Source organism: Acidovorax sp. 1608163 (genome assembly GCF_003669015.1).
GTDB lineage: Bacteria > Pseudomonadota > Gammaproteobacteria > Burkholderiales > Burkholderiaceae_C > Acidovorax.
Window position 1 is genome coordinate 809,924 of record NZ_CP033069.1, and the last position, 26,044, is coordinate 835,967.

Sequence of the window (26,044 nt, forward strand, 5' to 3'; positions counted from 1 at the left end):
GAAAAGAGGGTGTTGAATTATGAAATTTTTCGGAAATTTATTTGCGATAGCGACTATCGCACTTCTGGCGTCTTGCGGCGGCGGTGGTGGCAGTGCTGGTACGACGCCCGGTGGTACTGCAGCCACTGTTGCAAGCTTTGACTATGTTTTAGATAAGAGTTCTATTTCGAATTCAGGTGCGGACGAGGCTACGCTAACCGCTACCGCTTTGGATGCAAATAATAATCCTGTCTCGGGCGTTGATTTCAAAGTCAACGTTAGTTCTGGTATTTACACTCCGACGAATACCACTACTGACACATCAGGTAAGGCTGTTGGCAAAATATCGATGGGTGGTAATAAATCGAATAGATCTATTACAGTCAATATGACTGTGGGTGGCAAGGCAAAGACAGATACAATTACGGTGACTGGAAGCGATATTGCTTTGTCGACTGTGCCCGCTGCGCCTGCGCCTGGTGCCAGTGTCGTGTTGACAGTCAAAGTGGTGGATGTCAATGGTGTCGGTATTGGTAATGCCCCTGTGACTCTTTCCGGTAGCTTGGGGTTTAAAGGGTCTGTAACTACCGACTCGACTGGTACCGCCACAGCTAGTCTGTCTGCCGCTCCAACTGCCGTTGGTACTTACACTGTCGTAACGGCGGCATCCGGTGTTACAAAAACCCGAGAGATTCAGATTGTGGGTCCAACTGGCAGCGTTCCAGATGCGGTTGGTACAATTTCTGCCGCTAGCCTTGCCATCACGCCCAATACAATTGCCCCAAATTTGACCGGCGGCTCTACAAACAAAGCTGCTTTGCGCGCAATATTTCAAGATGCTTCGAATCGCGCTATCAAAAATATTCGAGTCCGTTTTGAAATTGTGGAGCCAAGCCTGGGTGCTGGTGAGCAAATTTCTACTGGTTCAGCAACGGTTTATACCGATCAAAATGGTGTTGCAACCGCAGATTACATTGCGGGAACTCGGTCCAGCCCAACGAATGGCATAGTTATCCGTGCCTGCTATGGGTTGACTGATGCTAGTATTGCTAATGGTGCTTGTCCCGATTCCCGTTTGGCAACGATGACGGTTGCAAACTCTCCACTTTCTATTACACTGGGTGATAATAATTTGCTTACTGCAGGGGGCAATAGCCTGACATACATCAAGAAGTTTGATGTGGCTGTTGCCGATGCAGCAGGAAATGCGGTGGCTAATGCGCAGATTTCGGCGAGCGTAGATCTTCGTTACTATCGTAAAACGTTTGGGTTGAAAAGTGTTTCAAGCGTTGTTAGATATGTGGATAGTGCGGACACTATTGTCTCTCCATTCTATTGTGCCAATGAAGACTCTAATAGAAATGGATTGCTTGACTCAGGGGAGGATGTGAATGGAAATGGTACTATTGAGCCTCGGAAGGCTGATGTGATTATTTCATATGTAAACGGCCAAGTCACTGGGTCTAATGGTCGGGCTACTATTCAGGTTGAATATCCGCAGAGTGTGGCTTACTGGATTGATTATGCGGTGAAGGTCACAACTAATGTGGCTGGTTCCGAGGGCTCAGTTGAAAAAATATATGTAACTGAGGCGTTGGAGTCAGATTTTGAAAATGGATCTTTCCGTAAGCCCCCATATGGAGCCTTGGGATGTAATTCTCCTAACTAAATATTGAATAATCAAAAAGAGCAGCTTGTCTGCTCTTTTTGTTTTTGTACTTACTTTGCTTGGTATGTTTTGTAATTATTCAACTGTTCATGTCGATCTTGGGGCGCGTTCTTATCAAATCGAAATTTGTGAGGATGTTTTTTCAGACGCTGCTTATTTTTCTTCTTGGTCTGGTTCCTTTGCGCTGATTGTCACAAACGAAGTAATTGCTCCGTTGTATTCTGATAGGCTGAGGAAAAAGATCGAAAATTATTTCGGCCGTGTGATAGTTATTATTTTGAATGATGGTGAGTTATGCAAAAACTCTAAATCGATTGAAAAGATATATGATGTCCTTCTTGAAAATGGATGTGATCGTAAGACGGTTATTTTTGCCCTAGGTGGTGGTGTGGTGGGGGATATGGCAGGTTTTGCTGCTTCTACCTATATGCGAGGTATTCCCTTTGTGCAGGTGCCAACGACACTGCTAGCACAAGTGGATTCATCGGTGGGCGGAAAGACGGCTATCAATCATCCCTTGGGAAAGAACATGATTGGGTCTTTTTATCAGCCCCAGTTGGTGATTTGCGATATCGGTACTTTGGATACGTTGCCTGCTCGGGAGATAAGCGCAGGTCTGGCTGAGGTAATTAAATACGCGCCCATCTATGATGCTGCCTTTATGGACTGGCTTGAGTTGTCGATGGATGGCTTAATGGCTAAAGACCACCTATTGCTCGCATATGCTGTGAAGCGATGCTGTGAAATCAAGGCAGAGATCGTTGGGGTGGACGAGCGAGAGTCAGGTCTACGCGCCATCCTGAATTTCGGTCACACTTTTGGCCATGCCATTGAGACAGGCATGGGCTACGGTGTTTGGCTTCATGGTGAAGGTGTGGCTGCCGGCATGGTTATGGCGGCAGAGTTGTCTCGCCGTTTGGGTATGTTGGATGCTGCGTTCGTTGAGCGTTTAAAAGCGCTGATTCAGCGCGCGGGGTTGCCAATCAAGGGCCCGGTTATCGACCCTAAGGACAATGCAGGTCGCTACCTAGAACTGATGCGCATCGACAAGAAATCTGAAGCTGGTGAAATCCGGTTTGTGTTGATCGATGGGCCGGGCAAGGCTGTGGTCCGTCCAGCGCCAGACGCTTTGGTGCGTGAAGTGATCGACGCCTGTTGTGCTTAATTGCTATGCTTTTGATAGCTTCTAGCGCTTTCTGTTAAAGCGCTAGAGTCAGTTTTGAATGGAACTTCCATTGCTTGCTCCATACGCCTGTGATCCTGCGTTTAGCAGGGGGCGCCAATATCCAGAGATTGCTGCGCCAACGCGTACGGAGTACCAGCGGGACCGGGATCGGATTGTTCATTCCACGGCGTTTCGGCGGTTGGTTTACAAGACGCAGGTCTTCTTGAACCACGAAGGAGATTTGTTTCGCACCCGGCTAACCCATTCTTTGGAAGTCGCTCAGTTAGGGCGGTCTATTGCCCGCACGCTGTGCATTAACGAAGACCTGGTCGAGGCGATTTCACTGGCGCACGATTTGGGGCACACGCCATTTGGGCATGCGGGGCAGGATGCTTTGAATGAATGCATGAAGCCCTTTGGGGCTTTGAGCACAATCTGCAAAGTTTGCGGGTGGTGGACCGCTTGGAAGAGCGCTATCCCGCCTACGATGGTCTGAACCTGAGTTTTGAGACCCGAGAGGGAATTTTGAAGCACTGTTCGCCTACAAATGCGCAGTTGCTTGAGGTGAGCGAGCCGCAGGGGGTGGGGGCGAGGTTCTTGCAAAAAATGCGACCCAGCTTGGAGGCCCAGTTGTGCAATCTGGCGGATGAGATTGCGTACAACGCCCACGATATTGATGATGGTGTGCGTTCTGGGTTGCTCTCCATGGCCCAGCTGGAAGAAGTGGCCTTGTTTGATCGCTATCGCGCAGAAGCGCTGAAAGAGCACCCTCAGCTGGCTTCACCATCCATGCAGCGGCGCTGTTTGCATGAGTCGATTCGTCGCATGCTCAGTGCGCAGGTGTATGACGTGATTGCGGCAACGCGCTTGGCATTGGATGAGTGTCAGCCCGCCGATGTTCAGGCTGTACGCAGGATGCCTGTGCTGGTGCAGTTCAGTGCATTCATGCGTGAGCAATCCTTGGAGCTCAAGCGGTTTTTGTTTCGGGCTTTGTACCGCCATCCGCAAGTGATGGAAACCACGGGCAATGCCAAACGCATCGTACGGGAGTTGTTTGCGATCTATGTGGACCGCCCTGCTGAGATGAAGCCGGCTTATGCCGAAAAAGCACAGCAAGGGGATGCGCAGGCCCGGGCTGTGGTCGTGGCCGATTACATCGCTGGCATGACTGACCGGTTTGCCATTCGGGAGCACGAGCGTTTGTCTGGTCAGCGTCTGATGGGTTGATCCAGAAGGAGACAGAAAGGGGCACGCATACAATCCGCCTCTTTCTTGCTGCGGCTTTGGCCTCTTTGTGCGATGACTTTGACCACCCCAGATAGCTCCAGCGCGACCCCTTTGGCCCAGGATGGCTCGGAGGCGATCGTGATTGAAGACACCGTCCGTTGGCTGGAGCGCGCCGTGATTGGGCTCAACCTCTGCCCCTTTGCCAAGGGCGTGCATGTCAAAGGGCAAGTGCACTATGTCGTCAGCGCGGCCACGGAGGCCGACACCTTGCTGGCGGATGTGCGTCGGGAGTTGCTGGCTTTGTCTGATATCTCCCCGGAGGTTCGAGACACCACGCTCCTGATGGCGCCTCGCTGCATGGCTGATTTTCTGGACTTCAACGATTTCACCGCGTTGGTGGACGATTTGGTCCAGGCGTTGGATTTAGATGGCCTGCTGCAAGTGGCTTTTTTCCACCCACAATTTCAGTTTGCTGGCACGCAGCTGGACGATGTCTCCAACTGCACCAACCGAACGCCGTACCCCACCTTGCACCTGCTGCGCGAAGAGAGCATTGACCGGGCGGTGGCGGTGTTTCCAGAGGCGGACGCCATTTTTGAGCGCAATATCGAAGTTCTGGAAGGTCTTGGCACCCAGGGTTGGGCTGAGTTGGATGTGGGGGCACGCTGTCCCGTGCACGGCGTCATGGATCGCTCTGGTGAAAGAAAGTAAGGCATGGCAAGCTCACAAACAAAACGCAAAGGCATGCCGGATGCAGGTCGCGCATCCAGCGGGGCGGTTGGCGGTAAAAGGCCGTCAGAGTCATCTTCTGTGCTGGATGAGTTGCGCCCGGGGCAGTCTGTCGAGCTGCTCAAAGAGTTGCACATACTGACCCGCGATGGTCGCCTGAACCAAGACACCCGTCGCAAGCTCAAGCAGGTCTACCACCTCTTCAATTTCATCGAACCTTTACTGAAAGAGTTTTCAGAAGAGGGGCGCAGTCCTGGACTGGCCGACCACGGGGCTGGCAAGTCCTACCTGGGTTTTATCCTGTACGACTTGTTCTTCAAGCAACTGGGGCGCGGGCATATTTACGGCATTGAAACGCGTGCCGAGCTGGTGGAGCGGTCGCGTGGATTGGCGTCCCAGCTGGGCTTTGATCGCATGTCGTTTTTGAATCTCTCTGTGGCCGAATCCATGGGGGTCGCAGAGTTGCCAGAGCAGATGGACGTGGTGACGGCTTTGCATGCCTGCGACACCGCCACCGACGATGCCATTGCGTTTGGTCTGCAAAAGCGGGCCCGTGCCATGGTGCTGGTGCCCTGTTGCCAGGCTGAGATGGCCGCCTGCTTGCGCCGCGACAAGGCGCTGCAGTTGGCGCGCACTCCATTGGCAGAGCTTTGGCGGCACCCGCTGCACACCCGCGAGCTGGGCAGCCAAGTCACCAACGTGTTGCGGTGCCTGTACCTGGAGGCGCGTGGCTACCAGGTGACGGTGACGGAGCTGGTGGGGTGGGAGCACAGCATGAAAAATGAGCTGATCATTGCCCGCTACACCGGGCAAAAAAAGCGCAGCGCGGTAGAACGCTTGGCAGCCTTGTTGGATGAGTTTGGCCTTCAGCAGTCCATGGGTCACAGATTTGGGTTGGAGGCAGAGGCGGTGCTGTCATAACCGCCATTGGGTGTAAATAGGGGACGCATTTATCATCGTTCCTTTTTGCCGCATGGCCGCTTTGGCCAACGCCTCCCATGGCCCGTTTGCCCCGACTGACTTTGCCCGGTTACCCGCACCATGTGATTCAGCGGGGCAACAACCGCCAGCCCATTTTTGCCGATGCCGACGACTTTGAAGTCTTTCTGGCGCAATTGACAGAGCAGGCGCTCAAGCATGGCGTGGCAGTGCATGCCTATGCGCTGATGGAGAACCACTTCCACTTGCTGGCGACACCTGATTCTGCAGACGGGCTGCCCAAGATGATGCAATCGGTGGGCCGCACTTATGCCCAGTACTTCAACCGCCGCCATGGTCGCACCGGCACTTTGTGGGAAGGGCGCTACCGCTCTACGGTGCTGGAAGCGGAGGCTTATCTTTTGCCTTGCATGGTGTTTTTGGACCTGAATCCGGTGCGTAGCGGCTTGGTGGTGCAAGCCTCTGACTACCGGTGGTCCTGCGCATCCCATTGGCTGGGCCTGCGTCATGACCGTCTCCTGTCACCCCATGCTTGCTACTGGGCGCTGGGCAACACTCCCTTCGCGCGCGAAGCCGCCTATTTGGCCCTGCTCGAGTCTGGCTTGGCCGCATCGCAGCAAAAGTCTCTGGTGGACTCTGCTTTGAACGGGTGGGCGCTGGGGTCTGCGACGTTCTTGGAAGAAATCCAGGCGAAGACAGTGCGCCGCGTGACCCGCTCTCAGCCTGGAAGGCCTCGCAAAGCGCAGACTGACCACTGATTGCGAGCTGCCCAAAGGGATTGGTGCGCCCTAATTTGATATGTCCCCAATAATTTGTTGATGAATTTTGTTGGAATTTAAATAGTATCTGACCCTATTTAATCTGCTTGCATCCCATGTTGCATTGCACTAATCTCGGCATCCCTGCGAAAAATATGAGGAGTGCGCCATGACCACGGCTGCCGAGATCCAGCATCTGCAACAACACGGTTTGTATTCATCGGGTAACGAACACGACGCCTGCGGCCTCGGGTTTGTGGCCCATATCAAGGGCATCAAGCGCCACGACATCGTGACGCAGGCCCTGAAGATTCTGGAAAACATCGACCACCGTGGTGCTGTGGGGGCCGATCCGCTGATGGGCGATGGCGCCGGCATCCTGATCCAGATTCCCGACGCGCTGTACCGTGAAGAAATGGCCAAGCAAGGCGTGACCTTGCCAGCGGCTGGCGAATACGGCGTCGGCATGATCTTCCTGCCCAAGGAGCATGCCTCGCGTCTGGCTTGCGAGCAGGAGATGGAGCGCGCCATCAAGGCCGAAGGCCAGGTGCTGCTGGGCTGGCGCGATGTGCCGGTCAATGTGGACATGCCCATGTCCCCCACCGTGCGCAAAAAGGAACCCATCCTGCGCCAAGTGTTCATCGGCCGTGGCAACGACGTGATCGTGCAGGACGCGCTGGAGCGCAAGCTGTACGTGATCCGCAAGACGGCCAGCGCCAACATCCAGGCGCTCAAGCTCAAGCACAGCAAGGAATACTACGTTCCATCCATGTCCAGCCGCACCGTGGTCTACAAGGGCCTGCTGCTGGCCGACCAGGTGGGCGTGTATTACAAGGACCTGTCGGACGAGCGCTGCATCTCGGCCATCGGCCTAGTGCACCAGCGTTTCTCCACCAACACCTTCCCCGAGTGGCCGCTGGCTCACCCCTACCGCTACGTGGCGCACAACGGCGAAATCAACACCGTCAAGGGCAACTACAACTGGATGAAGGCGCGCGAAGGCGTGATGGCCTCGCCCGTGCTGGCGGCTGACCTGCAAAAGCTCTACCCCATCAGCTTTGCCGACCAGTCCGACACCGCCACGTTCGACAACTGCCTGGAACTGCTGACCATGGCGGGCTACCCCATCAGCCAGGCCGTGATGATGATGATCCCGGAGCCCTGGGAGCAGCACACCACCATGGACGAGCGCCGCCGCGCCTTCTATGAATACCACGCCGCCATGCTGGAGCCTTGGGACGGTCCAGCCTCCATCGTGTTCACCGACGGCCGCCAAATCGGCGCCACGCTGGACCGCAACGGCCTGCGCCCCTCGCGTTACTGCATCACCGATGACGATCTGGTCATCATGGGCTCCGAGTCGGGCGTGCTGCCCGTGCCTGAGAACAAGATCGTGCGCAAGTGGCGCCTGCAGCCCGGCAAGATGTTCCTGATCGATCTGGAACAAGGCCGCATGATCGACGACGACGAGCTCAAAGCCAACGTCGTTAACACCAAGCCCTACAAGCAGTGGATCGAGAACCTGCGCATCAAGCTCGACAGCATTGAAGCCGGTGCCCAGGCGGCTGCGCCCCAGGCTGCTGACCTGCCCCTGCTGGACCGCCAGCAAGCCTTTGGCTACACCCAGGAAGACATCAAGTTCCTGATGGCGCCCATGGCCAAAAACGGCGAAGAAGGCATTGGCTCCATGGGCAACGACAGCCCGCTGGCCGTGCTCTCGGGCAAGAACAAGCCGCTGTACAACTACTTCAAGCAGCTGTTCGCGCAGGTGACGAACCCGCCGATCGACCCGATCCGCGAGGCCATCGTGATGTCGCTCAACAGCTTCATCGGCCCCAAGCCCAACCTGCTGGACATCAACCAAGTCAACCCACCGATGCGGCTCGAAGTGAGCCAGCCTGTGCTCGACTTTGCCGACATGGCCAAGCTGCGCGACATCGCACAGTACACCCAGGGCAAGTTCAAGAGCGCCACCATCGACATTACCTACCCACTGGACTGGGGCCGTGAGGGCGTGGAGGCCAAGCTGGCCTCGCTGTGCGCGCAGGCTGTGGACGCCATCAAGGGCGGTGCCAACATCCTCATCATCAGCGACCGCGCCGTGAGCGCCACGCAAGTGGCCATTCCCGCGCTGCTGGCCCTGTCGGCCATTCACCAGCACCTGGTTGGCGCAGGCCTGCGCACCACGGCAGGCCTGGTGGTTGAGACGGGCACCGCCCGCGAAGTGCACCACTTCGCCGTGCTGGCGGGTTACGGCGCCGAAGCCGTGCACCCCTACCTGGCCATGGAAACCCTGGCCGACATGCACAAAGAGCTGGGCGGCGACCTGTCGGCCGACAAGGCCATCTACAACTACGTCAAGGCGATTGGCAAGGGCCTGTCCAAGATCATGTCCAAGATGGGCGTGAGCACCTACATGAGCTACTGCGGCGCCCAGCTGTTCGAGGCCATCGGCCTGAACACCGAAACCGTGGGCAAGTACTTCACCGGCACCGCCAGCCGCGTGGAAGGCATCGGCGTGTTCGAGATCGCTGAAGAAGCCATTCGCATGCACAAGGCGGCGTTTGGCGACGATCCCGTGCTCGAAACCATGCTGGACGCCGGTGGTGAATACGCTTGGCGCGCCCGGGGTGAAGACCACATGTGGACGCCTGACGCGATTGCCAAGCTGCAGCACAGCACGCGCGCCAACAACTGGAACACGTACAAGGAATACGCCCAGCTGATCAACGACCAGAGCAAGCGCCACATGACGCTGCGCGGCCTGTTCGAGTTCAAGATCGATCCCGCCAAGGCCATTTCGATCGACGAAGTCGAGCCTGCCAAGGAAATCGTCAAGCGCTTTGCCACCGGCGCCATGTCGCTGGGCTCCATTAGTACTGAGGCCCATGCCACGCTGGCCGTGGCCATGAACCGCATTGGCGGCAAGAGCAACACCGGTGAAGGCGGCGAAGACGCCGCGCGTTATCGCAACGAACTCAAGGGCATCCCGATCAAGAAGGGCGACACGCTCAAGAGCGTGATCGGTGTGGAAAACGTCGAAGTCGATCTGCCTTTGCTGGACGGTGACTCGCTGCGCAGCCGCATCAAGCAGGTGGCGTCGGGCCGTTTCGGCGTCACGGCCGAATACCTGTCGTCTGCCGACCAAATCCAGATCAAGATGGCCCAGGGCGCCAAGCCTGGCGAAGGCGGCCAGCTGCCCGGCGGCAAGGTCTCCAACTACATCGGCAAGCTGCGCCACAGCGTGCCGGGTGTGGGCTTGATCTCGCCCCCTCCACACCACGACATCTACTCCATCGAGGACTTGGCCCAGCTGATCCACGACCTGAAGAACGTGGCGCCTCACGCGGGCATCAGCGTCAAGCTGGTGTCTGAAGTGGGCGTGGGCACCATTGCGGCAGGCGTGGCCAAGTGCAAGAGCGACCACGTGGTGATCGCCGGGCACGACGGCGGCACGGGCGCTTCGCCCTGGTCGTCCATCAAGCATTGCGGCGGCCCCTGGGAAATCGGCCTGGCCGAAACCCAGCAGACCCTGGTGCTGAACCGCCTGCGCGGCCGTATCCGTGTGCAGGCCGACGGCCAGATGAAGACCGGCCGCGACGTCGCCATCGGCGCGCTGTTGGGCGCGGACGAGTTCGGCTTCGCCACCGCTCCGCTGGTGGTCGAGGGCTGCATCATGATGCGCAAGTGCCACCTGAACACCTGCCCCGTGGGCGTGGCCACGCAAGACCCCGAGCTGCGCAAGAAGTTCTCGGGCAAGCCTGAGCATGTGGTGAACTACTTCTTCTTCATTGCGGAAGAGGTGCGCCAGATCATGGCCCAGTTGGGCATCAAGAAGTTCGACGACCTGATCGGCCGCACCGACCTGCTCGACATGCGCGCTGGCCTCTCGCACTGGAAGGCACGCGGCCTGGACTTCAGCCGCCTGTTTGCTCAGCCCAGCGTGCCTGCCGACGTGCCGCGCTTCCACGTCGATGTGCAAGACCACAACATCGAGCACACGCTGGACCGCAAGCTCATCGAGCGCAGCCAGCCCGCCATTGAAAAGGGCGAGCGCGTGCAGTTCATCGAAGTGGCCCGCAACGTGAACCGCTCCGTGGGCGCCATGCTCTCGGGGGCTGTCACCCGCGCCCACCCCGAGGGCCTGCCGGACGACACCATCCGCATTCAGCTGGAAGGCACGGGCGGTCAATCGTTCGGTGCGTTCCTCACACGCGGCATCACGCTGTACCTGATTGGCGATGCCAACGACTACACGGGCAAGGGCCTGTCGGGCGGCCGCGTCATCGTGCGCCCCAGCATCGACTTCCGCGGCGACGCGGTGCGCAACACCATCGTGGGCAACACCGTGATGTACGGTGCCACCACGGGTGAGGCCTTCTTCAGTGGCGTGGCCGGTGAGCGCTTTGCGGTGCGCCTGTCGGGTGCCACGGCGGTGGTCGAAGGCACGGGTGACCACGGCTGTGAATACATGACTGGCGGCACCGTGCTGGTACTGGGCAAGACCGGCCGCAACTTCGCAGCGGGCATGAGCGGCGGTGTCGCCTATGTCTACGACGAAGACGGCCAGTTCGACACGCGCTGCAACATGTCCATGGTCACGCTGGAGCGCATCCTGCCAGCCTCGGAGCAAGAAGCCACGGTGCCGCGCGCCATCTGGCATAACGGCCAGACGGACGAAGCCCAGCTCAAGAAGCTGCTGGAGGACCACAACCGCTGGACGGGCAGCAAGCGTGCGCGCGAACTGCTGGACAACTGGGCGGCATCGCGTGGCAAGTTTGTCAAGGTCTTCCCGACCGAGTACAAGCGTGCCCTGGCTGAAATTTATGAACAAAAAGTGCTGGAGGAGTCCGCTACACCAGCGGTAGCTGCTACCAAAAAAGAAGCGGCCCCTGCCAAGTAAGGCAGCGCCGTTCACCTTCGCACAGCATTCATAAACAAGGACACCGTCATGGGAAAAACTACCGGCTTCATGGAATACGAGCGCATCGAAGAGGGCTACAAGCCCGTTGCCGAGCGCTTGAAGCATTACAAGGAATTTGTCATCGGGCTCGACAGCGCCCAGGCCAAGGTGCAGGGCGCGCGCTGCATGGACTGCGGCACGCCGTTCTGCAACAACGGCTGCCCGGTCAACAACATCATTCCGGACTTCAACGACTTGGTGTACCACCAGGACTGGAAGAGTGCGATCGAGGTGCTGCACAGCACCAACAACTTCCCCGAGTTCACCGGCCGCATCTGCCCCGCGCCCTGCGAGGCCGCCTGCGTGCTCAACGTGAACGACGACGCCGTGGGCATCAAGTCCATCGAGCACGCGATCATCGACCGCGCCTGGGAAGAGGGCTGGGTCAAGCCCCGCCCCGCCAAGCACCAGACGGGCAAGAAGGTCGCCGTAGTGGGCTCGGGCCCTGCAGGCCTGGCTGCAGCCCAGCAACTGGCACGCGCAGGCCACAGCGTCACGCTGTTTGAAAAGAACGACCGCGTGGGCGGCCTGCTGCGCTACGGTATTCCTGACTTCAAGATGGAGAAGTCGCACATCGACCGCCGCGCCAAGCAGCTCGAAGCCGAAGGCGTGGTCATTCGCACCAGCGTGTTCGTGGGCGCCGCCAAGGATGGCCTGGGCAAGGACTCCAAGGTCACCAACTGGGCCAAGGAAACCATCACGCCCGAGCAGTTGAACAAAGAGTTCGACGCCGTGCTGCTGACTGGCGGCGCCGAGCAATCGCGCGACCTGCCTGTGCCCGGCCGTGACCACGATGGCATTCACTTCGCCATGGAGTTCCTGCCCCAGCAGAACAAGGTCAATGCAGGCGACAAGCTCAAGGGCCAGATCCTGGCCACGGGCAAGCATGTCATTGTGATCGGTGGCGGCGACACCGGCAGCGACTGCGTGGGCACCAGCAACCGCCATGGCGCGGCCAGCGTGACCCAGTTCGAGGTGATGCCCCAGCCCCCCGAGGTGGAAAACCGCCCGCTGACCTGGCCCTACTGGCCGCTCAAGCTGCGCACCAGCTCCAGCCACGACGAAGGCTGCGTGCGCGAGTTCGCCATCTCCACCAAGGAGTTCACGGGCGACAAGGGCAAGGTCAAGAGCTTGACCACCGTGCAGGTCGAGTTCAAGGACGGCAAGCTGGTCGAGATCCCAGGCACCGAAAAGCACTACCAGGCCGACCTGGTGCTGCTGGCCATGGGCTTTGTGAGCCCGGTGGCCGCTGTGCTCGACGCCTTTGGCGTGGACAAGGACGCCCGTGGCAATGCCCGCGCCACCACCGAGTTCGACGGCGGTTATGCCACCAACGTGCCCAAGGTGTTTGCGGCCGGTGACATCCGCCGGGGCCAGTCGCTGGTGGTCTGGGCCATCCGCGAAGGCCGCCAGGCCGCCCGTGCGGTGGACGAGTTCCTGATGGGCTACTCCGACCTGCCACGTTGATAGAGCCCGCAGCGCTTGCGCTGTGGCCCACCCAAGCGCCCTGCGGGGCGCTTTTTCTTTTGCTATTTATTTGATAGCTGCTAGCGCTTATCAAATAAGCGCTAGGCCATGGTTGGGCTCAAAGTGCCCTTGGCGTCGCAAGCGCCCATGGGGTACGGGCAGCGCCATAGCGGACAATAGAGGGTTTTGCGCTGCAGGTTGCCTGCGCGCGCTGGGTTTCCTGTTTGTGATTTGAGAGCCGATAGCCATGAAAAAAACCGCCGCCGCCCTGGCCCTGCTGGGTGCCCTGATTGCTGGATGCAGCAAAACCGACAACCCCGCACCTGCTGCTGCGCCAGCGCCTGCCGCCGTCACCAAAATCGTGGTGGGTCTGGACGACAACTTTCCGCCCATGGGCTTTCGCAACGACAAGAACGAACTGGTGGGCTTTGACATCGACATGGCCCGCGAAGCCGCCAAGCGCCTGGGCGCCGAGGTGGAGTTCAAGCCCATCGACTGGAGCGCCAAAGAGGCCGAGCTGTCGGGCAAGCGCGTGGACGCCTTGTGGAACGGCCTGACCATCACCGAAGAGCGCAAGCAGAACATTGCCTTCACCGCGCCGTACATGGAAAACCACCAGATCATCGTGGTGGCCGCGCAGTCCAGCGTCAAGACCAAGGCCGACCTGGCGGGCAAGGCCGTGGGGGCCCAGGAGGGCAGCAGTGCGGTGGACGCCGTGAAGAAGGAAGACGCGGTTTTCAAGACCTTCAAGGAGTTCAAGACCTTTGGCGACAACGTGACCGCGCTGATGGACCTGTCCACCGGCCGTCTGGACGCGGTGGTGGTCGATGAGGTGGTGGGCCGCTATTACGTGGCCAAGAAGCCCCAGGAATACGTGGTGCTGGATGCCCACTTTGGCACCGAAGACTACGGCGTGGGCGTGCGCAAGGACGACGCCGCTTTGCAAGGCAAGCTGGACAAGGCCCTGGCCGACATGAAGGCCGATGGTGCTGCCGCCAAGATTGCTGAGCAATGGTTTGGTAAGAACATCATCAAATAACAAGGTACAACCCCCTGAGCGGCTGCGCCGCTTCCCCCTTCTCTCGTCTCGCTGCGCGAGCCGGGAAGGGGGACGCCACCAGCGCGGCGGGGCGGCGCGGCCAGCTCAGGCCCTTGCGCGGTGGCCGCTGGCTTGGGCCGCGCCCGTGCTGACGGCCGCGTACAAAACATACTGAACTGTCGCGACAGCATGGACTACGTTCTCTCCCTCCTGGGACCGCTGGCGCAGGGCGCCACGGTCACCCTGAAGCTGTTCGCCATCACGCTGGCGCTGGCCGTGCCGCTTGGGCTGGCGCTGGCGCTGGCGCGGGTGTCGCGCAGGAAGGCCCTGTCGGGCTTCGTCAGCGGCTACATCTGGCTCATGCGGGGCACGCCGCTCATGCTGCAGATGCTGTTCATCTACTTTGCGCTGCCGTTTGTGCCTGTCATTGGCGTGCGGCTGCCGGATTTTCCGGCGGCGGTGGTGGCCTTTGCGCTGAACTATGCCGCCTACTTTGCAGAGATCTTTCGTTCGGGCATTCAGTCGATCGACCGGGGTCAGTATGAAGGCGCCAAGGTGCTGGGCATGACCTATGGGCAAACGATGCGCCGCATCGTGCTGCCACAAATGGTGCGGCGCATTTTGCCGCCCATGAGCAACGAAACCATCACCCTGGTCAAAGACACTTCGCTGATCTACGTGCTGGCCCTCAACGACCTTTTGCGCGCAGCGCGGGGCATTGTGCAGCGCGACTTCACCACCACGCCCTTTATCGCGGCGGCGGCTTTTTACCTTGTCATGACCCTGGTGTTGACCTGGGGCTTCCAGCGTCTGGAGAAGCGTTATGCCAAGCACGACGAGTGAGCATGGGGCCATGGACAACCCAGGCCAGCCCATGATCGAGGCGCGCGGTATCCACAAGGCCTTTGGCCGGGTGCCTGTGCTGCGCAATGTGTCGCTCACCGTGGGGCAGGGCGAAGTGGTGGCGCTGATCGGGCCTTCGGGGTCTGGCAAGAGTACGTTTTTGCGCTGCCTGAACCACCTCGAAACCATTGACCGTGGCCACATCGCCATTGAAGGCCAAACCTTGGCCCAGACCGATGCTGCCGGGCGTTGCAGCTACGCGAGCGAGACCGAGGTGCGCCGCATCTGCCGCAAAACTGGCATGGTGTTCCAGCACTTCAACCTGTTTCCGCACCTCACGGTGCTGGAGAACCTCATCGAAGCGCCCATGGTGGTGCAGGGCATGGCGCGCGATCAGGCCGTGGCCCGTGCTGAGGCATTGCTGGACAAGGTGGGGCTGCGCGCCAAGCAAGACAACTATCCCTCGCGCCTGTCGGGTGGGCAAAAGCAGCGCGTGGCCATTGCCCGGGCGCTGGCCATGGAGCCCGACATCATGCTGTTTGACGAGCCCACATCGGCCCTGGACCCTGAACTGACCGGCGAGGTGCTGCGCACCATGCGCGCCTTGGCCCAGGAGCGCATGACCATGCTGGTGGTGACGCACGAGATGGGTTTTGCCCGCGAAGTGGCGCACACCGTGGCGTTCATGGACCAGGGCGAATTGCTGGAAACCCGCCCTGCGGCCGAGTTTTTTGCGGGGCCGGGACATGAGCGCAGCCGCGCTTTCTTGAACCATATGCTGTGAGGTCGCCCCGCACTGGCCCGGTTTTGGCGAACACAGCATTCGTGTTTGGGAAACAAACAAACACGAATGTATGTATGTTGCCTTGCGTTACCATAGCGGCCGTTGTGGCGAATCGCTGTCCGCGACAATCCGGGTTTGCCCCTGTCTTCTCGACTCTCCCTTCTTTTTGAATGCCTGACGCTTCTGCCCTCGTTGATTTGCGCAACGTGACCTTCTCCTATGGGGACCGGGTGATCCTGCGCGACGTATCGCTGCAAGTGCCGCGAGGCAAGGTCACGGCGCTGATGGGGGCCTCGGGCGGTGGCAAAACCACGGTGCTGCGTTTGATTGGCGGGCAGCAGCGTGCCCAGCACGGCCAGGTGCTGTTTGATGGGCAAGAGGTGGGCCGCATGGACACGGCGGGCCTGTTTGCTGTGCGCCGCCGCATGGGCATGCTGTTTCAGTTTGGCGCGCTGTTCACCGACCTGAGCGTGTTTGAAAACGTGGCCTTTCCGCTGCGCGAGCACACCGATCTTTCTGAGGCACTGATCCGTGACGTGGTGCTCATGAAGCTCAACGCCGTGGGCCTGCGCGGCGCGCGCGACCTGATGCCCAGCCAGATCTCCGGCGGCATGGCCCGGCGCGTGGCGCTGGCCCGCGCCATCGCGCTGGACCCAGAGCTCATCATGTACGACGAGCCTTTTGCGGGGCTCGATCCGATTTCGCTGGGCACCACAGCCCAGCTGATCCGGCAGCTCAACGATGCCATGGGGCTGACCAGTGTGCTGGTCTCGCACGACCTGGCCGAGACGTTCCGACTGGCCGATCACGTCATCATCTTGGGCGCCGGTGTGGTGGCCGCGCAGGGCACGCCCGCCGAGGTGATGGCCAGCACCGATCCGCTGGTACACCAGTTTGTGCATGCCTTGCCCGTGGGGCCTGTGCCGTTTCATTACCCTGGGTCTGACGCTGCGCAGGATTTTGGCCCTCTCACAGGCACCCGCTCATGAACTGGTTCCACCCCGCAAGCGTGGGCTTTGCCGTGCGCTCCAAGTTGGCCGATGTGGGGCATGGCGCCCGCCTGTTTGCCCGGCTGCTGCAATTGGTAGGGGCGGTGTTTGCGCGGCCCGCTCTGGTGCGCGACCAAGTGCATTTCTTGGGCAACTACTCGCTGGCCATCATTGCCGTGTCGGGCCTGTTTGTGGGCTTTGTGCTGGGGCTGCAGGGGTATTACACGCTGCAGCGCTATGGGTCTTCCGAGGCGCTGGGCTTGTTGGTGGCCTTGTCGCTGGTGCGTGAGCTGGGGCCCGTGGTCACCGCCTTGCTGTTTGCAGGCCGTGCGGGCACGTCGCTCACGGCCGAGATCGGCTTGATGCGCGCGGGCGAGCAGCTCAGCGCCATGGAGATGATGGCGGTGGACCCGGTTCGCCGCATTCTGGCGCCGCGCTTTTGGGCGGGCGTCATCACCATGCCATTGCTGGCCGCTGTGTTCAGCGCGGTGGGGGTGATTGGTGGATGGGTGGTGGGCGTGCTGATGATCGGTATCGATCCCGGCGCGTTCTGGAGCCAGATGCAAGGCGGCGTCGATGTCTGGAAAGACGTGGGCAATGGCGTGCTCAAGAGCCTGGTGTTTGGTTTCACCGTGACCTTTGTGGCGCTTTTGCAGGGCTTTGTGGCCCGCCCCACCCCTGAGGGCGTGGCACGGGCCACCACCCGCACGGTGGTGATTGCCTCTCTGTCGGTGCTGGCGCTGGACTTTGTCCTCACGGCCTTGATGTTCAGTATTTGACCCCGGCCCGGCCGGTGGTGGAAGGAAGCAGCGATGCAACGCTCAAAAAATGATGTGTGGGTAGGATTGTTTGTGATGCTGGGGGCGGTGGCGCTGGTGTTTTTGGCGCTGCAGTCGGCCAATTTGCTGAGCCTGAGCTTTCAAAAGGGCTACCGCATCACGGCGCGTTTTGACAACATTGGCGGGCTCAAGCCCCAGGCAGCCGTGCGCAGCGCGGGCGTGCTCGTGGGGCGCGTGGAATCCATCACGTTTGACGACAAGACCTTCCAGGCGCGGGTCACGCTGTCGATGGAGGATCGCTATGCTTTCCCCAAAGACAGCTCGCTGAAAATCCTCACCAGCGGCCTGCTGGGCGAGCAGTACATCGGCATTGAAGCCGGGGCCGATGAAAAGAACCTGGCTGCGGGCGACACCGTCACCGCCACGCAGTCGGCGGTGGTGCTCGAAAACCTGATCGGGCAATTCCTCTACAACAAGGCCGAAGACGGCAGCAAGCCCGCCGCAGCGGGGACGACCAAATGAAAACGACATTGACAGCCACGCGGGTGGCCCGCTCCACAGCGTTGCACGCCTTTGCTGCGCGCCAGGCCCGCCGAGCCATTCCTTTGCTGGCCGTTGCCGCCTTGGCAGGCTGCGCCACGGGGCCGCACTCCAATCCGGACGACCCGTTCGAGTCCTACAACCGCAGCATGACCCGCTTCAATGACCATGTGGATGAGGCGGTCCTCAAGCCGGTGTCCACGGCCTATGTGGAGGTGACGCCTGCACCCGTGCGCACTGGCGTGAGCAATTTCTTTGGCAACCTGGCCGACGTGTGGTCGTTTGTGAACAACGTACTGCAACTGCGCGCCGAAGGCGCCGCCAACAGCTTCATGCGCGTGAACGTGAACACCCTGTTTGGCTTGGGTGGCTTGCTGGATGTGGCCAGTGAAATGGGCATCGACCGCTCGCGCCAGGACTTTGGTCTGACGCTGGGCCGCTGGGGTGTGGGCACCGGGCCTTACGTGGTGCTGCCGCTGTTGGGGCCCTCCACGTTGCGCGACACCGTGGCACTGCCTGTCGATGCGGCTGGCAACCCGGTGCGGTATGTGGACCCTGTGGCGGCGCGCAATTCGCTGTACGCGCTGCGCATCGTCGATACGCGGGCCAATTTGCTGCGTGCGGGGGCGGTGATTGACAGCGCTGCGCTCGACAAATACTCCTTCACGCGGGACGTGTTCATGCAGGTACGCCAAGGGCAGTCGAGCGAACCTCTGTTCCGGGACGATGCCGACAAAGGCGCCAACGACGGCATGCTGCCCCCAGAACCCGACCGTTGAGTAGCGCATGGGTGGGCTGAGCAGCCAGCAGGCCTTGGCCTGGATGTTGCAGTTGCTTGCACCTTGGTACACGGCTGAAGCCTCTGTGCAGGTGGATGACCACAAAATCCTACGAAGGGCCGCACGGTGTGCGGCCGGAGCTGAAAAGACATGATGAATCGACGTTTGTTGGGCCGTGTGGCCCTGGTTGCTGGCACCGTTTTGGCCCTGGGCTTGCCCATGGTGTCCATGGCAGCCGATGAAACACCGGATGCGCTGATCAAGCGCCTGTCGGTGGATGTGCTCAACACCGTGCGCGGTGACAAGGCCATCCAGGCGGGGGACATCAACAAGGTGATCGCACTGGTCGACAAGACCGTGATGCCCAACGTTAACTTCCGCCGCATGACCGCTGCGGCTGTGGGGCCAGGCTGGCGCCAGGCCACGCCTGAGCAGCAAAAGCGCTTGCAGGAAGAGTTCAAGATCCTGCTGGTGCGCACCTATGCCGGTGCCCTGGCCCAGGTGAACGACCAGACGGTGCAGATGAAGCCCCTGCGTGCCGGAGCCGAGGACAAGGATGTGCTGGTGCGCACCGAAATCGTGGGCAAGGGCGACCCGATCCAGCTGGAATACCGGCTGGAGAAGACGCCGGGTGAGGGCGCTGGCTGGAAGATCTACAACCTCAACGTGCTGGGCGTGTGGTTGGTCGAGACTTACCGCAGCCAGTTTGCGCAGGAGATCAATGCCAAGGGCATCGATGGCCTGATCGAAACCCTGGTGGCGCGCAACAAGTCCAACGCCGCCAAGGGCTGAAGGCGCTGATAGCGCTGTTTGCACACTCAAGCCTATGACCACCACTGCCCCCGCCGCGCTGCGCCTGCCTGCCGAGCTGACCCACCGGCAGGCCACGGCCTGCCTGGCCCAGTTGCTGCAGTCCCTGAAGGGCGCTTTGCCCGGCAGCGCTTTGGTGGTGGACGCCGCGCCCCTACAGGTGTTTGACACCTCGGCGCTGGCGGTGCTGCTTGAATTTCGGCGCGAGGCGCTGGCTTCGGGCCTGGGGTTTGGCGTGCAGGGGCTGCCCGGTGCGTTGGCGGGCATGGCCGGCCTTTATGGGGTAGATGGCCTGCTGAACCACGCAGTTTGATGGGCGCAGGCGAGCGCAGATGTTGCCCAAGCCTTAAAATCAGGGGCTTCATGCCCGCAGTCTCATTCCAAGCCATCTCCAAGACCTTTGCTACGCCCAAAGGCCCTTTCCAGGCACTGAACCAGGTCAGCCTGGACATTGAACAAGGCGAGTTCTTCGGACTCCTCGGCCCCAACGGGGCCGGCAAAACCACCCTCATCAGCATCCTCGCCGGGCTGGCCCGTGCCAGCAGCGGGCGCGTGCTGGTGCAAGGCAGCGATGTGCAGGCGAACTACGCCGACGCCCGCCGCAAGCTGGGCATCGTGCCGCAGGAGTTGGTGTTTGACCCGTTCTTCAATGTGCGCGAGGCGCTGCGCATCCAGTCGGGTTACTTCGGCGTGAAGAACAACGACGCCTGGATCGACGAACTGCTCGAAAACCTCGGCCTGGCCGACAAGGCCAATGCCAACATGCGCCAGCTTTCGGGCGGCATGAAGCGCCGCGTGCTGGTGGCCCAGGCGCTGGTGCACAAGCCGCCCATCATCGTGCTCGATGAGCCCACGGCTGGTGTGGATGTGGAACTGCGCCAGACCCTGTGGCATTTCATCGCCCGGCTGAACAAGGAAGGGCACACCGTGCTGCTCACCACCCACTACCTGGAAGAGGCCGAGGCCCTGTGTGGCCGCATCGCCATGCTCAAGGCGGGGCAGGTGGTGGCGCTCAACCGCACGTCCGAGCTGCTCAAGGCCGCTTCGGGCAGTGTGCTGCAGTTCAAGACCGACGCCATGCTGCCCCCCGCGCTGGCTGCCGTGGCCCGGGTCACCGGCCGTATCGTGCAATTGCCTGCGCACGACGCCGCCGAGATCGAGAACCACCTGGCTGCGCTGCGCATTGCGGGCGTCGATGTGCAGGACATGGAGATCCGCCGGCCTGATCTGGAAGACGTGTTTTTGCAGGTGATGTCCGGAACCTCGGCATCGAACATCCGCCTGGAGGGCGTCGCGATATGACGGGTTGGCAAACGCTGTTTTACAAAGAAGTTTTGCGGTTCTGGAAGGTCAGCTTCCAGACCGTGGCCGCGCCCGTGCTCACCGCCGTGCTGTACCTGCTGATCTTCGGCCATGTGCTTGAAGACCACGTCAAGGTCTACGACCGCATCAGCTACACCGCGTTCCTGGTGCCCGGCCTCGTGATGATGAGCGTGCTGCAAAACGCCTTTGCCAACAGCTCGTCCAGCCTCATTCAGAGCAAGATCATGGGCAGCCTGGTGTTTGTGCTGCTCACGCCGCTGTCGCACTGGGCCTGGTTTGTGGCCTATGTGGGCTCGTCCATTGTGCGGGGGCTGGCGGTGGGCTTGGGGGTGTTTGTCGTCACGCTGGCGTTTGCGCGGCCCGAATTTGCGGCACCCCTGTGGATTCTGGTGTTTGCCTTGCTGGGGGCCGCGCTGCTGGCCACGCTGGGGCTGATTGCCGGGCTTTGGGCCGACAAGTTCGATCAGATGGCGGCGTTCCAGAACTTCATCATCGTGCCCATGACCTTCCTGTCGGGCGTGTTCTATTCGATCCAGTCGCTGCCGCCTTTTTGGCAGGCGGTGAGCCACCTCAACCCGTTCTTCTACATGATCGACGGCTTCCGCTATGGCTTCTTTGGCCAGAGCGACACGTCCCCTTGGCTGAGCCTGGGCATCGTGGGCATTGCCTGGCTGGCTGTGAGCGCGCTGGCCGTGCACCTGCTGCGCACCGGCTACAAAATTAGAAACTGACATGACTGACGCAAAACAAGGTTCAGGCAAGCGCTTCCCTCTAGGGATCCTCTGCACGAATCACCGCGCCGCGTGCATCTGCGGAATCGGGCGGTCTGCTGCGTTGCAAATACTCGCAATAGCTACGGCTATTGCTGCGTTTTGCGCCTTGCAGCCCATCCCGCTCCACAGTGCACACTTACCGCTCGATTCGTGCAGAGGATCCCTATGACGAGGCGGATGTTGCATCCCGATTTGCGTCAGTTCTCACTGACTCCGAGCGCCCCTCTATGACCGCTGACCAACTCAAAGACCTCATCGCCGCTGGCATCGCTTGCGAACACATCACGCTCGAAGGCGATGGCCGCCACTGGTATGCGACCATCGTTTCGGCCACGTTCGAGGGCCAGCGCACCCTACAACGCCAGCGTGCGGTGTACGCCACCCTGGGCAACCGGATGCAGACCGACGAGGTGCATGCCTTGTCCATGAAAACGTTCACCCCCGCCGAATGGGCGGCCCAGCAAGCCTGAGTGGTTTGCTCCTGTATTGATAGCTGCTAGCGCTTATTGGATAAGCGCTAGAGGCACTTTTTATTATTATTCTGGTTTTTTGAGATGGACAAACTCCTGATTCGCGGCGGCCACCCCTTGCAAGGCGAGGTGCTGGTGTCTGGTGCCAAAAATGCCGCCCTGCCGGAGTTGTGCGCCGCACTGCTCACGGCCGAGCCTGTGACCCTGCTCAACGTGCCCCAGCTGCAGGACGTGAGCACCATGCTCAAACTCATCCGCAACATGGGCGTGACCGCCGACCGCTCGGACGACGGCACCGTGCGCATCGACGCCAGCGCGCTCAACACGCCCGAAGCCCCGTACGAATTGGTCAAGACCATGCGCGCCTCGGTGCTGGCGCTCGGCCCGCTGCTGGCCCGCTTTGGCGAGGCCACGGTGTCGCTGCCCGGCGGCTGCGCCATCGGCTCGCGCCCGGTGGACCAGCACATCAAGGGCATGGCCGCCATGGGGGCCGAGATCGTGGTCGAGCACGGCTACATGATCGCCAAATTGCCCGCAGGCTGGAAGCGCCTGAAGGGCGCCCGCATCACCACCGACATGGTCACGGTGACGGGCACCGAGAACTTCATGATGGCCGCCGCACTGGCCGAGGGCGAAACGGTGCTGGAAAACGCCGCGCAGGAGCCCGAGATCACCGACCTGGCCGAGATGCTGATCGCCATGGGCGCCCAAATCGAAGGCCACGGCACCAGCCGCATCCGCATCCAGGGCGTTGAAAAACTGCACGGCTGCATCCACCGCGTGGTGGCCGATCGCATTGAGGCAGGCACCTTTCTGTGCGCCGTGGCCGCTACGGGCGGTGATGTGGTGCTGCGCCATGGGCGCGCAGACCACCTCGACGCCGTGATTGAAAAGCTGCGCGAAGCGGGCGCCACTGTGCAAGCGGTGGAGGGCGGCATCCGCGTGCAAAGCGCGGGCGCGGCCACGCTCAAGGCGCAGGGCTTTCGCACCACCGAATACCCCGGTTTCCCTACCGACATGCAGGCCCAGTTCATGGCGCTCAACTGCATCGCGCAGGGCACGGCCACGGTGACCGAGACGATTTTTGAAAACCGCTTCATGCACGTCAACGAGCTGGTGCGCCTGGGCGCCAAAATTCAGGTGGACGGCAAGGTGGCCGTGATCGAGGGCGTGCCCCGCCTGTCCGGCGCCACCGTGATGGCCACCGACCTCCGCGCCTCGGCCAGCTTGGTCATTGCCGGCCTGGTGGCCGATGGCGAAACCATGGTGGACCGCATCTACCACCTGGACCGTGGCTATGACTGCGTGGAAGCGAAGCTGCGCGGCATTGGTGCCGACATTGAAAGAGTGGCATGAAGGGCAACCCCCTGTGCGGCTTCTCCGCTTCCCCCTTCTCTCACGCTGCGCGTGGGAAGGGGGACGACGCCAGTGCGGCGGGGCGGCCCTTGCACGGCGTCCCGTGCATGGTGCGCTCACAGATCACAGTGCAGTAGCAGGCAAGAAACAGTGAGTAAAGACATGACGATGATCACCCTGGCGCTTTCCAAGGGCCGCATTTTTGAAGAAACCCTGCCGCTGCTGGCCGCCGCGGGCATCGAGGTGCTGGAAGACCCCGAGAAATCGCGCAAGCTCATCCTGCCCACCAACCAGCCCGATGTGCGCGTGGTGCTGGTGCGTGCGTCCGACGTGCCCACCTATGTGGAATACGGCGGCGCTGACCTGGGGGTGACGGGCAAGGACACCCTGATCGAACACGGCAGCCAAGGCCTGTACCAGCCGCTGGACCTGCGCATCGCCAAGTGCCGCGTGAGCGTGGCCGTGCGCAAAGACTTTGACTACGAGCGCGCCGTCAAGCAAGGCTCGCGCCTGAAGGTGGCCACCAAGTACACCTCCATCGCCCGCGAGTTCTTTGCCACCAAGGGTGTGCACGTGGACATGGTCAAGCTCTACGGCAGCATGGAGCTGGCCCCGCTCACTGGCTTGGCCGATGCCATCGTGGACCTGGTCTCCACCGGCAACACCCTCAAGGCCAACCATTTGGTTGAGGTGGAGCGCATCATGGACATCAGCTCGCTGCTGGTGGTCAACCAGGCGGCGCTCAAGCTCAAGCGCGAGCCGCTGCGCCGCATCATTGATGCCTTTGCGTCTGCCATCCCTGCCGAAAAGAACTGAACCGCACCCCGCGCACCACACTATGAATTTAGTAGCTGCTCCCGCTCGTCTTTCAACCGCTGCAGCCACTTTTGAGGCTGATTTTGCAGCCCGCCTGCATTGGTCTGCCGACACCGACGCGGCCATCGAGCAGCGCGTGGCCGACATCCTGGCCGATGTGCAAAAGCGCGGCGATGCGGCGGTGCTGGAGTACACCGCCCGCTTCGATGGTCTCTCGGCCCCCGACATGGCGGCGCTGGAGCTGACCCAGGCCGACTTCAAGGCCGCGTTCGACGCCATTCCGCAGGCTCAGCGCGACGCCCTGCAGGCCGCAGCGAAGCGCGTGCGCAGCTACCACGAGGCGCAAAAGAAGGCTTCGGGCGAGAGCTGGAGCTACCGCGACGAAGACGGCACCTTGCTGGGCCAGAAGGTCACGCCGCTGGACCGTGTGGGCATCTACGTGCCCGGTGGCAAAGCGGCGTACCCGTCCAGCCTGCTGATGAACGCCATCCCGGCCCATGTGGCGGGTGTGCAAGAGATCATCATGGTTGTGCCCACGCCCGTGCGCGGCAGCGTGGCAACCGGCGGAACGGGCGAGGGTACCTCGACGAAGGGCGAGCGCAACGAGCTGGTGCTAGCAGCCGCCTACGTGGCCGGTGTGACCCGCGCCTTCACCATCGGCGGCGCGCAAGCCGTGGCGGCGTTGGCCTACGGCACGGCCACCGTGCCCAAGGTGGACAAGATCACTGGCCCCGGCAACGCCTACGTGGCCAGCGCCAAGAAGCGCGTGTTCGGCACCGTGGGCATCGACATGATTGCAGGCCCGAGCGAAATCCTGGTGCTGGCCGACGGCACCACGCCGCCGGACTGGGTGGCCATGGACCTCTTCAGCCAGGCCGAACACGACGAGTTGGCGCAGAGCATCCTGCTGTGCCCCGACGCCGCCTACCTCGACGCCGTGCAGCGCGAGATCGACCGCCTGCTGCCCACCATGCCGCGCGCCGAGATCATCGCCAAGAGCCTCACCGGCCGGGGCGCACTGATCCTGACGAAGGACATGGAAGAAGCCTGCGCGATCAGCAACCGCATCGCACCGGAACACCTGGAGGTGAGCAGCACCGACCCACACCGCTGGGAGCCGTTGCTGCGCCACGCGGGCGCGATCTTCCTGGGGGCCTACACCTCCGAAAGCCTGGGCGACTACTGCGCAGGCCCCAACCACGTGCTGCCCACCAGCGGCACGGCACGCTTCTCATCCCCGCTGGGCGTGTACGACTTCCAGAAACGCAGCAGCCTCATCGAGGTGAGCGAGGCGGGCGCCCAGGTGCTGGGCACCATCGCCGCCGAGCTGGCCTACGGCGAGGGCCTGCAGGCCCACGCACAGGCGGCCGAGATGCGCCTGAAGACCCCCCTCAAGCCGCGCTGATCGCCCCGCGCGGCAGCGGCTGCGACGGTGCGGCGGCTGCAGCGGGTACTACGCTCAGTGGTGGCGCTGGCACCGTCGCTGCGGGCGGGTAGGTCGCGCCCGCCTCGGCCTGGTGCCGCGCCCACAGCAGGCGTGCTGTGCGTGGCCCCTCGGCGCTCACGCGCAGGCGGGCCGGGCCGGTGAAGGACAGGCGCTGGCCTGCTTCCAGAAAATAGTCTTCCAGCAACCCGTCGCAGGTCACCCAGACGCGGCCGTCTTCCACTTCCAGCAAAGCGATTTCGCCCGCGCGGAAGTCCAGCACCTGCACAGCCTGCCGTGGCGGCAGGGGTTGGCGCTTCCATTGAAGGGACAGGGCACCCGGTGCAGTTTGGGCGGCGGTGGGCGGCGAGGGGAGGGGGCGGGGCTGTGTGTTCATGGCGTCCACTGTGCGGGCAGGTGGCGC

Annotated in this window: 23 protein-coding genes and 1 pseudogene; 23 read left to right on the forward strand and 1 reads right to left on the reverse strand. The window is 61.2% G+C overall.

Going from position 1 to position 26,044, the window contains the following annotated elements; genetic code table 11:
• Window positions 1-19 precede the first annotated feature (19 nt).
• The 23 genes and pseudogenes from EAG14_RS22645 (at window position 20) to hisD (ending at window position 25,602) form a co-directional block, all read left to right on the forward strand.
• Complete coding sequence (locus EAG14_RS22645) at window positions 20-1,648, forward strand: Ig-like domain-containing protein (protein WP_162995902.1); 1,629 nt, start codon at window positions 20-22, stop codon at window positions 1,646-1,648.
• A 64-nt stretch (window positions 1,649-1,712) separates the two neighbouring features.
• The gene (gene aroB / locus EAG14_RS03645) at window positions 1,713-2,813 is read left to right on the forward strand and encodes a 3-dehydroquinate synthase (protein WP_121728088.1); all 1,101 of its coding nucleotides are present in this window, start codon (window positions 1,713-1,715) and stop codon (window positions 2,811-2,813) included.
• A gap of 58 nt (window positions 2,814-2,871) precedes the next feature.
• Window positions 2,872-4,040, forward strand: a pseudogene (locus tag EAG14_RS03650) (deoxyguanosinetriphosphate triphosphohydrolase).
• A gap of 72 nt (window positions 4,041-4,112) precedes the next feature.
• Entirely contained in the window at window positions 4,113-4,751 is a 639-nt protein-coding gene (locus tag EAG14_RS03655; protein ID WP_121728089.1) for a DUF1415 domain-containing protein, read from the forward strand.
• Between the two features lie 33 nt (window positions 4,752-4,784).
• Window positions 4,785-5,690 (forward strand): SAM-dependent methyltransferase, encoded by a 906-nt coding sequence (locus EAG14_RS03660; protein ID WP_121728090.1) that lies wholly within the window; start codon window positions 4,785-4,787, stop codon window positions 5,688-5,690.
• Window positions 5,691-5,767: 77 nt separating this feature from the next.
• Complete coding sequence (locus EAG14_RS03665; RefSeq protein WP_121728091.1) at window positions 5,768-6,466, forward strand: transposase; 699 nt, start codon at window positions 5,768-5,770, stop codon at window positions 6,464-6,466.
• Window positions 6,467-6,635: 169 nt separating this feature from the next.
• Window positions 6,636-11,369, forward strand: a complete 4,734-nt coding sequence (locus tag EAG14_RS03670; RefSeq protein WP_121728092.1) for a glutamate synthase-related protein — start codon at window positions 6,636-6,638, stop codon at window positions 11,367-11,369.
• A gap of 48 nt (window positions 11,370-11,417) precedes the next feature.
• The gene (locus EAG14_RS03675; protein WP_121728093.1) at window positions 11,418-12,896 is read left to right on the forward strand and encodes a glutamate synthase subunit beta; all 1,479 of its coding nucleotides are present in this window, start codon (window positions 11,418-11,420) and stop codon (window positions 12,894-12,896) included.
• 247 nt (window positions 12,897-13,143) lie between these two features.
• A complete protein-coding gene (locus tag EAG14_RS03680; protein ID WP_121728094.1) occupies window positions 13,144-13,935 on the forward strand; it encodes an amino acid ABC transporter substrate-binding protein in 792 nt (263 codons plus the stop codon).
• A 189-nt stretch (window positions 13,936-14,124) separates the two neighbouring features.
• Window positions 14,125-14,778 (forward strand): amino acid ABC transporter permease, encoded by a 654-nt coding sequence (locus tag EAG14_RS03685; protein ID WP_121730276.1) that lies wholly within the window; start codon window positions 14,125-14,127, stop codon window positions 14,776-14,778.
• A complete protein-coding gene (locus EAG14_RS03690; protein WP_099741997.1) occupies window positions 14,759-15,562 on the forward strand; it encodes an amino acid ABC transporter ATP-binding protein in 804 nt (267 codons plus the stop codon). Before EAG14_RS03685 ends, EAG14_RS03690 begins: the two co-directional genes overlap by 20 nt.
• 170 nt (window positions 15,563-15,732) lie before the next feature.
• Window positions 15,733-16,551 (forward strand): ABC transporter ATP-binding protein, encoded by an 819-nt coding sequence (locus EAG14_RS03695; protein ID WP_121728095.1) that lies wholly within the window; start codon window positions 15,733-15,735, stop codon window positions 16,549-16,551.
• On the forward strand, window positions 16,548-17,330 hold the full coding sequence (gene mlaE / locus EAG14_RS03700) for a lipid asymmetry maintenance ABC transporter permease subunit MlaE (protein ID WP_099656583.1): 783 nt from the start codon (window positions 16,548-16,550) through the stop codon (window positions 17,328-17,330). The genes EAG14_RS03695 and mlaE overlap by 4 nt, the downstream gene beginning before the upstream one ends.
• A 33-nt stretch (window positions 17,331-17,363) precedes the next feature.
• Window positions 17,364-17,852, forward strand: a complete 489-nt coding sequence (gene mlaD / locus EAG14_RS03705) for an outer membrane lipid asymmetry maintenance protein MlaD (protein WP_099656582.1) — start codon at window positions 17,364-17,366, stop codon at window positions 17,850-17,852.
• Window positions 17,849-18,649 (forward strand): VacJ family lipoprotein, encoded by an 801-nt coding sequence (locus EAG14_RS03710; protein ID WP_121728096.1) that lies wholly within the window; start codon window positions 17,849-17,851, stop codon window positions 18,647-18,649. The genes mlaD and EAG14_RS03710 overlap by 4 nt, the downstream gene beginning before the upstream one ends.
• A 150-nt stretch (window positions 18,650-18,799) precedes the next feature.
• Complete coding sequence (locus EAG14_RS03715; protein ID WP_162995903.1) at window positions 18,800-19,441, forward strand: phospholipid-binding protein MlaC; 642 nt, start codon at window positions 18,800-18,802, stop codon at window positions 19,439-19,441.
• 34 nt (window positions 19,442-19,475) lie between these two features.
• Window positions 19,476-19,772, forward strand: a complete 297-nt coding sequence (locus EAG14_RS03720; protein ID WP_099656580.1) for a lipid asymmetry maintenance protein MlaB — start codon at window positions 19,476-19,478, stop codon at window positions 19,770-19,772.
• Window positions 19,773-19,822: 50 nt separating this feature from the next.
• A complete protein-coding gene (locus tag EAG14_RS03725; protein WP_099656579.1) occupies window positions 19,823-20,761 on the forward strand; it encodes an ABC transporter ATP-binding protein in 939 nt (312 codons plus the stop codon).
• Window positions 20,758-21,513, forward strand: coding sequence for an ABC transporter permease (locus EAG14_RS03730; RefSeq protein ID WP_099656578.1), 756 nt, complete (start codon window positions 20,758-20,760; stop codon window positions 21,511-21,513). Before EAG14_RS03725 ends, EAG14_RS03730 begins: the two co-directional genes overlap by 4 nt.
• 269 nt (window positions 21,514-21,782) lie before the next feature.
• The gene (locus EAG14_RS03735) at window positions 21,783-22,025 is read left to right on the forward strand and encodes a BolA family protein (RefSeq protein ID WP_099656577.1); all 243 of its coding nucleotides are present in this window, start codon (window positions 21,783-21,785) and stop codon (window positions 22,023-22,025) included.
• 84 nt (window positions 22,026-22,109) lie between these two features.
• The gene (murA, locus tag EAG14_RS03740; RefSeq protein WP_121728097.1) at window positions 22,110-23,381 is read left to right on the forward strand and encodes a UDP-N-acetylglucosamine 1-carboxyvinyltransferase; all 1,272 of its coding nucleotides are present in this window, start codon (window positions 22,110-22,112) and stop codon (window positions 23,379-23,381) included.
• A 168-nt stretch (window positions 23,382-23,549) separates the two neighbouring features.
• The gene (gene hisG / locus EAG14_RS03745; RefSeq protein ID WP_099743570.1) at window positions 23,550-24,197 is read left to right on the forward strand and encodes an ATP phosphoribosyltransferase; all 648 of its coding nucleotides are present in this window, start codon (window positions 23,550-23,552) and stop codon (window positions 24,195-24,197) included.
• Between the two features lie 22 nt (window positions 24,198-24,219).
• Window positions 24,220-25,602: a histidinol dehydrogenase gene (gene hisD / locus EAG14_RS03750; RefSeq protein ID WP_099656574.1), complete on the forward strand. Its 1,383-nt coding sequence runs from the start codon at window positions 24,220-24,222 to the stop codon at window positions 25,600-25,602.
• Here hisD and EAG14_RS03755 read toward each other — a convergent pair.
• Window positions 25,589-26,017: a DUF2917 domain-containing protein gene (locus tag EAG14_RS03755; protein ID WP_121728099.1), complete on the reverse strand. Its 429-nt coding sequence runs from the start codon at window positions 26,015-26,017 to the stop codon at window positions 25,589-25,591. The two genes, hisD and EAG14_RS03755, sit on opposite strands and share 14 nt — an antisense overlap.
• Window positions 26,018-26,044: the final 27 nt, after the last annotated feature.